The following is an 8,824-nucleotide window of genomic DNA, read 5'->3' on the forward strand; positions in this document are numbered from 1 at the left end:
TATGATGTGCGGAGGAATGTTGCAAAAAGAATGAGTCCGCATAGGCGGACTTGGATTGCCAAGGCGCGATTTCAATCCCCCGCTTACTCTAACCGGATTGCTGGGAGGATTTTTTCTGCCCCCGATCGCCAATAATCACCTTAGCAATTTGTCCGATAACCAATGGCACGAAACTCATGCCCAGAATGACAATCCAACCATTGAGACCGGGAGGAACGGTTTTCAGGACATCAGAAAGACCGGGAACGTACACCGCACATAAGAGCAAACCGATAGAAATCAGGAGTGCGCCCCAGATATAGGGATTTTTGGTAATTTCATTGCGGAATAAACCGGAGGAATTGTCGCGCATGTTAAACACATGCCACAAGCGTCCGAAAGCGAGAGTGAGAAAGGAAATGGTAATGGCTTTGTTAGCCTCCATGCCTTGCTGTGAGGGGTCGAGTTGCTGCACTTCAATATTGGGACTGTACCAGGCGATCGCAAACGCGCCCACGGTAGTTGCCGCAATCAGGACGCCATAGGCGGAAATCGCCCACCAATAGCGCTTTGTGAGAATACCCGCTTGCGGATTCCGGGGCGGACGTTCCATCAGGGCTGGTTCCCCCTCGCCCACACCCAACGCTAGAGCGGGAAACACATCATTAATGGCGTTCAGATACAAAATTTGCAAGGGTAACAACGGCAGCGGTGCATTGACAATAGAAGCGGCACCCACGGCGATAATTTCTCCCACATTTCCGGAGAGCAAGTATAAAGTAAACTTGCGGATATTGTTAAAAATCGCCCGTCCTTGTTCCACCGCCGCCACAATGCTGGCAAACGCATCATCCTGCAGCACCATATCCGAGGCTTCCTTCGCCACCTGAGTGCCTCTTGCGCCCATTGCCACGCCGATATCGGCTTTTTTCAGAGCCGGTGCATCGTTGACCCCATCGCCGGTCATCGCCACCACGGCATTATTTTGCTGATGCAAGGTAATTAAATTCAGCTTTTGCTCCGGGCTAACCCGGGCGAAAATCGGCGCTTCCACCATGCGGCGGCGTTCTTCGTCCGATAGTTCCTCGGGATTTTTCAGTTCTTTCCCCCGCACCACCTCGGCATTTTCATCGTCGGTCAATCCCACGGATATTCCCACATTGCGGGCGGTGACGGGTTGATCGCCGGTGACCATGATAACGCGAATGCCGGCGTCGTGACATTCGTTTAAGGCGTCTCGCACATCTTGGCGCGGCGGATCGAGCAATCCGACAATACCTAACAAAGTGAGATTACAGTAAGGGTCGGTGTCTGTGGCGGAGGCGGTTTTTTCTGCCAGGGCGAGAATCCGCAATCCTTGTGCGGCGAGGTCGTTGCTGCGATCTTTCCACTGTTGGGTGCGATCGCCGTCCATTTCTTCCTCACCGTCGTCGGTTTTGATGTGCGAGCATACTTCGAGAACCGCTTCTGGTGCGCCTTTCACCGCCACCCGATACTGGCCGTCGATTTCGTTAAATGTGGCCATCATTTTGGTTTCCGGATCGAAGGCAACTTCTCGCGCTTCGGGCATTTTTTCGAGCAAGGCATCGCGATCGCGTCCCGCTTTGCCCCCAGCGATTAATAGTGCGACTTCCATCGGATCTCCCACCACCCGACTTTCGTTGGAGTTTTCCGGTTGCAAAGCGGCATTATTGCACAGCACTCCCACTTCGAGCAAATCGCCCAGAATGGGGTGGTCGTTGGGGTCGATTTTGCTCTCGTTTTGTTTGAATTCCCCTTTCGGTTCCAGGGATTCCCCGGTGACTTCGATCTCACCGGAGGGTAAGATAATTTTAGTCACCGTCATCCGGTTTTCGGTGAGCGTCCCGGTTTTGTCCGTACAGATAACGCTGGTGGTGCCCAGGGTTTCCACCGCAGAAAGCTGGTTAATCAAAGCATTGCGTTTCGCCATGCGCCACATGCCGCGCGCCAAGGCCACTGTAGCTACAATTGGCAATCCTTCCGGGATGGCAGCAACTGCCAGGGCGATCGCAGTTTCGAGCATCAAAAATAAATCTTTCCCGCCGAGAATGCCGGCGATCGCCACCACCGCCACAATCCCTAGCGTCACCCACACTAACCGCCGCCCCAACTTGTCCAGGCGTTGTTCCAGAGGCGTTTTTTCTTCCTCCGCCTCCTGTGCCATCTCGGAAATATTTCCCAATTCCGTCTGCATCCCAATGGCAACCACCACCCCTTCCCCATTTCCGCGCGTCAGGGCAGTGCCTTTATAAAGCATATTTTTCCGGTCCGCTAGGGAGGCGTCTTCCGCCATCGGTTCGGTACTTTTCGAGACCGGCACTGACTCCCCAGTAAGGGAAGATTCATTAATTTGCAATTTCGACGATTCAATCAATCGCAAATCCGCCGGGATTAATTCCCCACTGGAAAGCACTACAATGTCTCCCGGAACCACTTCTTCTGCCGGAATTTCTTCGACTTGTCCGTCTCGCCGCACGTGAGCTTTTGTCTTGCTTAATTCTTGCAGCGATTTCATGGACTGCACCGCCTTCACTTCGGTAAAAAACCCAATGGCAGCGTTAATTAAAATCGCAATTAAAATCGCAATGCCCTCGATCCACTCTCCCACAATAAAGGAGACGATCGCCGCTACGGCTAATAATCCAATAATCAGACTTTTGAATTGCTCGATTAAAATATCCCACTTGCTGCGGGTTTTCGCTTCTTTTAAGCGGTTCGCACCATAGTCCTCCCGCCGCTTTTCGACCTCGGATTTATTCAGTCCCTCTTTCTGGGAAACATCCAGTTTTTGCTGGATTTCTTCTGTGGATTTTGTCCAGGGTTTCTGGGGAATTTCTGTCATTCTTCCTCCCGATATTAATCTACGGTCAGTTTGCTTAATTGCTGGAAAATTTTCTATTGCAAACTTCGCCCGACTGCTAGGGCAATTCTCCGATAAATCGCTCCCGTTGCCCTCGCAAACAGCCACGATTTTCGCTAAAATTTGAGAAAATTATTATGGGTATGTTAGGGAAAACCCTTTGCCAAATGAGCAATTGCCTACCTCGGCTCGCCCATTCTCTTCGGAAAAAAATTAATCGCTCCTTTGTTAAAAGGAAGTTTATTTTTTTGCGTTATCTGAATTGTAGCAAACTGTCTCTATGCGTCAATTGAACTGTAGGGATATTGACAAATCAGCAAAAGTGTGCATTGCGCTGAGTTGTCGCGATCGCTACCCCAATTCCCCGGTGAGAAAACCGATGGGATGACCCCAATTCCCCTGCTATGGGGCGATTCACCCAATCTCCACTGACCCTGAGTATTTCTACTCCGTCACGGCCACCAGCTACAATAAAAAAATACCCGCTATGCGAAAAACCCGCGCGATCGCAACAGTCGATCGCCCAAAATCCAATCCGCAAAAAATCCTCGGGTTCGGTAACGGGGTTTAACATAGCAGTTCGGGATTTTATGCGAATTTACAGCAGCTTTTTGAAATATTACAATTTTTCGCATAATTTTATTGCTGTCAAACCAAAGGAGAAATATGGCAACCTTAGATCGAAGAAGAACCGAAAACCTCAGCGGCGAATTTTACGTAGATACCACCTGCATTGATTGCGATACCTGTCGGTGGATGACCCCAGAAGTGTTCGATCGCGAAGGGAAACAGTCAGCAGTTCATCATCAACCGGAAACCGACACCGAAAGACTGCGCGCGATGCAGGCCCTTTTATCCTGTCCCACCGCTTCCATCGGTACGGTCCACAAACCGACAGATATCAAACAAGCTCAACAAAGCTTTCCCCTTTTAGTGGATGACAACGTTTACCATTGCGGCTATCATGCCGAAAGTTCTTTTGGTGCGGCAAGTTATTTCATTCGCCGCCCCTCCGGGAATATTTTAGTGGATTCGCCTCGGTATTCGCCACCGTTGGTGAAGCGATTGGAAGAAATGGGCGGCGTGCAATTGATGTACCTCACCCATCGCGATGATGTGGCAGATCATCAAAAATTTCACGATCGCTTTGGTTGTCTACGCATACTTCATCAAGAAGAAATCAATCCCAAAACCCGCGATGTAGAAATCAAACTCGAAGGTTTAGACCCCATCCAACTCGCCCCGGATTTGTTAGTGATTCCTGTCCCCGGCCACACCAAAGGTCACACCGTGTTATTGTACGATAATAAATTCCTCTTTAGCGGCGATCATCTGGCATGGTCAGACACCTTAAATCAATTAATTGCCTTCCGTCGGGTTTGTTGGTATGATTGGTCTGAGTTAATCCAATCGATGGAAAAACTGCCAGCGTATTCCTTTGAATGGGTGCTACCCGGTCACGGTCGCCGCTACCACAGCGATCGCAAAACCATGAAAAAGCAATTGCACCAGTGCATTGCCTGGATGAAACATCAATAAGTTTTTCCCCTTGGCCAAACAAACCCGTTTAAAATTAACCGTAGGGTGTGTGGCCGGGGCTACCCCATCGAAACACAAAACAGGCCAATTCATCCCCCGGACACGCACCGATTTGGAGCAAAAAAACGAAACAATTTTGATAGAAACGCGGCAAAATTATGGGGTATGGTTACTGGGAGAGGCAGAGCCTTGGAAGGGGCATTCCCAGCATGTGCTGGGAATGAGTTAGGGAGTCAATGAGGCATAAAATCGCCGATTAATCTAGGGCAGAAACGCGATAAATTCCCTCACCGTCCTCGGTTTTTTCTAACAGCCAATGGGAATAACTGCGAAAGGTTCCTTCCATAGAGTTTTGGTTGGCAAATACCAGCATATCTTCCAAACCATCGCCATTGAAATCTGCCCGAACCACTTCTCGCCAAGAGAACAACATGCCCCCCTCTTCTTCCACTTCTAGCTCGTAGGGAGTTTGACGGGTAATCACCAGTTTAGTGTTGGCGATATAATCGGCCAAGGTGACACCTTGGGCGGTATCTTCTTCTAATTGTGCCGCTGCATCCGGGTTAATGCCGCGCATCAGGATAACGGGTAAAGCATCGAAGTCGGTTAAGACAAATTCCGGGAGGTAACTTTGGGTAGGAACCGTGGCAGACTGTAGGTATTTGAGCGGATTGCACGCCCGTTTAAAGAAGCCTTCCATTGTCATGTCGAAGGTACTTTGGGCGAAAGCGCCATCAGCGATCGCCGCGAAATATTCCCCACAGGTTTCCACGCGAACTGGACCGGAGGGCGTGGAGAGAAACTCGTAAGCTTTCGGGTCATCCGCACCGAGGGGAATTTTTTCCCCCATCAATTCGGCAATTTGTTCTACAGTAATCGACCCCTCTACCACGCGATCGCCAATTTGAAGCGGCGATCGCAATTCAAATGCAGCCGCAGAAGGGTTGGGAGAAGAGTCTACAGGCATCCCCGAGGTCGGGAAATTGGCACAAGCGGATAGCAACATCAAACAACTCAGCCACGCGATCGAAGATTGGGATTTTATCATCTCGATTGCAGGGTATAATCCTGGAAAAACGACTGTTTTTTTGAGAGATTGGTGGAGGTTTGCCGGCGCGAAAGCCACGAAAACCCGAGCCGATCCGGGCGCGGAAGATTGCACCAATTCTGAAAAAAAATAAACCCCCACGGGAAAGAATTGCCCGTCAGTCCATTTAGAGGATAAAATTTTGCGCCGGTGGCAATAGAGAAAACAAGATAGCCCGTCACGGGAAAGCGGCGATCGCGACCCTCTGCAAACAGCCTAACCGCACCGAGACAGGGGTGAAACAATCACCGGGGTCAGTTGCCAAACCGTCCCGAAAATGTTTAGGCTAATGTAATCTTTTATCAATACTAACCTGGTAAACCAGAACCGTTTCCCCAACACCCACTTTGCGCCATGAATCGGATCGCCTCTTCTAGTCCTACGACAATCGACCCGCGAGAAAAAGCCTATTTAAAGCAACAGCCAGAATATCGATCGATTGAATCCCTGGCCGAAATGTGGCCCCAGACCCGATCGCGCTTTGGCGACATTCTCGCTTTATTCGACCCCCACGCCAAACCCCAAGTCAAACTGACCTATCGGCAACTGGTCGATCGCATGGAGCAATTTGCGGCGGGGGTGCAAGCCTTGGGACTGCCCGCGATCGCCGATCGCCTCCCACCCCGCGTCGCCTTGTTTGCCAACAACAGTCCCCTGTGGATTATTGCCGATAGCGGATTGATTATGGCCGGTGCGGCAGATGTGGTGCGCGGTTCCGACGCCGATGCCGAAGAACTGCTTTATATCCTCAAACACAGCGGCAGCATGGCCCTCGTGGTGGACAACCGGGCAGTGTTGAACAAACTGCGGCCCGGACTCGATGACCTGCCCATCCAGTGGATCGTCTTGCTCTCGGAAGAAGAACCGATCCGGGAACAGACCCTGCCGGTGCCGGTCCTGACCTACAGCGAAGTAATGGCCAAAGGTGCCAAGGCGCAGCGACAACCCGCCCCCCTGAAGCGCGATACCGTCGCCACCTTAATTTACACCTCCGGCACCACCGGCTTCCCCAAAGGCGTCATGCTCACCCACGGCAACTTGCTGCACCAAATCACCAACCTTTCCGGGGTGATTCAGCCGCAACCGGGCGATCGCCTGCTCAGCATCCTACCCACCTGGCATACCTTTGGACGAACTGGCGAGTATTTCTGCTTCTCCCAAGGCTGTACCCAAATTTATACCAACCTGCGCTCCCTAAAATCCGACTTCAAAGAACATCAACCGCAATTTATGGTTGCAGTTCCCAGACTCTGGGAATCGATTTATGACGGGGTGCAAAAGCAATTCCGCCAGCAGCCGGCCAATAAGCAAAAATTAGTCAATACCTTGCTCGGATTTAGTCAGCGTTATGTGGAAGCCGGACGCACCCTGAAAGGACTGCACCTGTCAGCGCATCCCCCCAGGGTGAAGGAAAAAGGAGTAGCGGCGATTCAGCGAGTGCTGCTGTGGCCCTTGCACGCGATCGGCGTTCAACTGGTTTACAAAAAAGTCCGCCAAGCCACCGGGGGCAAACTCAAATATGCTATCAGTGGCGGCGGATCCCTCGCCATGCACATCGAAAGCTTTTTAGAAATCGTCGGCTTGCAAGTGCTGGTCGGGTATGGGTTAACCGAAACCTCGCCGGTGCTGACCGCGCGGCGCTTCTGGCATAACCTGCGCGGATCCGCCGGACGCCCGCTTGCCGAAACCGACATCCGCATCGTGGATCCCGAAACTCGTCAACCGCTTCCGATTGGCGAAAAAGGATTAGTGTTGGCGCGCGGACCGCAAGTGATGCAAGGGTATTATCAAAACCCGGAAGCCACCCGCAAGGCGATCGATCCGGAAGGATGGTTCGATACCGGAGATCTGGGGTGGATGACCCCCGGACGGGATTTAGTGCTCACCGGTCGGGCAAAGGATACCATCGTCCTCACCAACGGCGAAAATATCGAACCGCAACCGATTGAAGATGCATGTTTGCGAAGTCCGTATATTTCCCAAATTATGCTCGTCGGTCAAGACGAAAGGAGTCTCGGTGCTTTGATCGTCCCGGATTTCGATGCATTGGAAAAGTGGGCGGCGGCGCAAAATCTGCGATTGCGTTTACCCGGTTCTGAATCGGGTGGGGAATTATCTCCCGATGAAATTACTCTGGAGAGTCCACAAGTTCGGGAGTTGTTTCGTCAGGAGTTAAATCGCGAGGTGAAAAATCGTCCCTCTTATCGACCGGATGACCGGATCGGTCCGTTTCGCACGATCGCCGAACCGTTTTCGATGGACAATGGTTTGCTAACTCAAACGTTGAAAATCAAAAGACCTGTGGTGATGGAGCGCTATCGGGAGGCGATCGCCGATATGTTTGCCCGCTCTTAATCCGATTCGCGCGGTTCGTGCTAGCATAGCGTTGCCAATTTCCGGCACGGAAAGTTCTTTAAAATTTCCCAGAGGTCAGATTTCTATGGATGTCTCTAATTCTAAATTAACGTTGAAGCGCTCTTGCGTGGTCAAGGCGATTGTCACCCCGCGCTGGAAGGAGGAAGTCCAGCAACAACTGCAAAACCAAATTAACCAAATTGACCGCCAAATGCAGCAACTGGAAATGCAGGGACAACAGATGATTTCTAACCTGCAAAGTCAAGGTCTGCAACCCCCCGGACCTCAAGTACAACAACAAATTGAAAATGTCAAGGTTCAGGTGAGCCAAAAGCAAAAAGAAATGCTCGACCAGAAAAATAAAATTCTGCAAGATTTACAACAAGTGCAAACCCTGGAAATGGAAGGGGAAGTGGCAAGCGGTCAGATAGACAGCTTTTTTCAGGTGGAAAGAGGCGACGATTTGGCGAAAAAAATGCAGGTGGAAATAGTGGTGCGCGATGGCGTGGTAGAAGAAATTCGCGGTGATTTGTAACCGCAAAACCTGGGCGATCGCCACTCAATCGATCGCGCTTCCTCGAGCAGTTGCAACACTCACACGGGGGTGCGATCGCGCACTCCCCGCTCAATTGCCCGGGGAAAACCCCGAGGCTGACCCCGGCAACCGTTGCCCGTTGAGCGCCTTCACGCAACTCGCAGATTGCACGGGAAACGCGATCGGCACACCACCATCCCCCCACCCCCGCACCGCGATCCGCAACGGGACAGATCGGGTTACAATTGAATCTTGCTTGTGCGATTCGTTCCCGCAAAAGTGGAGGATAAATGCCCGAAACGTAAGCGGGGCAAGGAATACAGCCCCCGAGGCTGACCCCCCCAGAGGATGGTAAGTCTGATGGTTGGCCGAAACAAAACGGTGTAAACCGAGACAAAACAGCCCTCCGAAAACCTCGGAAAACTAAAGGTTAAGAGAATTTCACAAT

6 protein-coding genes are annotated in these 8,824 nt (G+C 51.4%); 3 read left to right on the top strand and 3 right to left on the bottom strand.

Features of this window, described 5'->3' with window-relative positions; all coding sequences use genetic code 11:
* Nucleotides 1-88 precede the first annotated feature (88 nt).
* Nucleotides 89-2,842: a cation-translocating P-type ATPase gene (locus tag AC0QH1_RS02110; protein ID WP_324629128.1), complete on the bottom strand. Its 2,754-nt coding sequence runs from the start codon at nucleotides 2,840-2,842 to the stop codon at nucleotides 89-91.
* 331 nt (nucleotides 2,843-3,173) lie between these two features.
* Nucleotides 3,174-3,434: a hypothetical protein gene (locus tag AC0QH1_RS02115; protein WP_324629130.1), complete on the bottom strand. Its 261-nt coding sequence runs from the start codon at nucleotides 3,432-3,434 to the stop codon at nucleotides 3,174-3,176.
* A gap of 92 nt (nucleotides 3,435-3,526) precedes the next feature.
* Here AC0QH1_RS02115 and AC0QH1_RS02120 point away from each other — a divergent pair, with 92 nt between their 5' ends.
* On the top strand, nucleotides 3,527-4,399 hold the full coding sequence (locus tag AC0QH1_RS02120) for an MBL fold metallo-hydrolase (RefSeq protein WP_324629131.1): 873 nt from the start codon (nucleotides 3,527-3,529) through the stop codon (nucleotides 4,397-4,399).
* Between the two features lie 256 nt (nucleotides 4,400-4,655).
* Here AC0QH1_RS02120 and AC0QH1_RS02125 read toward each other — a convergent pair whose 3' ends face one another.
* Nucleotides 4,656-5,447, bottom strand: a complete 792-nt coding sequence (locus AC0QH1_RS02125; protein ID WP_324629132.1) for a putative periplasmic lipoprotein — start codon at nucleotides 5,445-5,447, stop codon at nucleotides 4,656-4,658.
* A gap of 393 nt (nucleotides 5,448-5,840) precedes the next feature.
* On the opposite strand from AC0QH1_RS02125, the gene AC0QH1_RS02130 reads away from it, so the two are divergent.
* Both AC0QH1_RS02130 and AC0QH1_RS02135 read left to right on the top strand, forming a co-directional pair.
* Nucleotides 5,841-7,841 (top strand): AMP-dependent synthetase/ligase, encoded by a 2,001-nt coding sequence (locus AC0QH1_RS02130; protein ID WP_324629133.1) that lies wholly within the window; start codon nucleotides 5,841-5,843, stop codon nucleotides 7,839-7,841.
* Between the two features lie 85 nt (nucleotides 7,842-7,926).
* The gene (locus AC0QH1_RS02135; protein WP_324629134.1) at nucleotides 7,927-8,376 is read left to right on the top strand and encodes a YlqD family protein; all 450 of its coding nucleotides are present in this window, start codon (nucleotides 7,927-7,929) and stop codon (nucleotides 8,374-8,376) included.
* Nucleotides 8,377-8,824 lie beyond the last annotated feature (448 nt).

It is taken from the genome of Phormidium sp. CCY1219 (assembly GCF_055795085.1).